The following is a 792-nucleotide window of genomic DNA, read 5'->3' as shown; positions in this document are numbered from 1 at the left end:
CGGTACGGACGGTCGCCGTCACGCGGCGGACGACGGTCATCGCCACCGGAACGGTACGGACGGTCGCCGTCACGCGGCGGACGACGGTCATCGCCACCGGAACGGTACGGACGGTCGCCGTCACGACGAGGCCGGTCGGCGCCGCGCGGACCGTCACCCCGAGGAGGACGCGAACCACCGGAGCGGTCACCCTGGCCGGCCGGGCGCCGGCCACCGTCGCCGAAGGACCGGTCCCCGTCGCGGAACGACCGACGCTCGTCACGAGCCGGACGGTCGCCGTCCCGCCGCGGACGATCGGCCTCGCGCCGTTCGAAGTCTCGAGGACCGGACGACCAGCGACCGCCGTCGCGACGAGGGCCCCGGTCTCCGCCCCGATCGGGACGACCTGCGCGATCTCGGTCGTTGCGCTGCTGCTCGTCGTCGTTCGCCACCGTTGCTCCTCATCGCGTGCCCGTGCCGAGAGGCCGGGCTGTCGTCCGCTGTGTCGTTGTGGGGGTACTGCGCGGTCGATCGCGCTCGTCATCCAGTCCATCACGAACCAGACCGCGCGTCGAGCGACCCACAGCACAAACAGATGTGGCCACCGACCCACCTCGAGAACGAGGGTCTCCCCTACGAGTTCTCGATGGAGGGCCGATGGCCACATCACTTACGTTGAGTCCGGCGACGTCCTACTCTCCCACAAGGTCCCCCTTGCAGTACCATCGGCGCTGAGAGGCTTAGCTTCCGGGTTCGGAATGTGACCGGGCGTTTCCCTCTCGCTATGACCACCGGAACATGTTCGACCCAAAC

1 rRNA gene is annotated in these 792 nt (G+C 69.3%); it reads right to left on the bottom strand.

The annotated features are described in order from the left end of the window. Nucleotides 1-658: 658 nt before the first annotated feature. Nucleotides 659-775, bottom strand: a 5S ribosomal RNA gene (rrf, locus tag H7A69_RS17210). Nucleotides 776-792: the final 17 nt, after the last annotated feature.

Origin of the sequence: Curtobacterium sp. ME26, from assembly GCF_903970945.1 — a bacterium.
GTDB classification, from domain to species: Bacteria; Actinomycetota; Actinomycetes; order Actinomycetales; family Microbacteriaceae; genus Curtobacterium; species Curtobacterium citri.
This window is presented reverse-complemented; position numbering and strand designations above follow the sequence as displayed.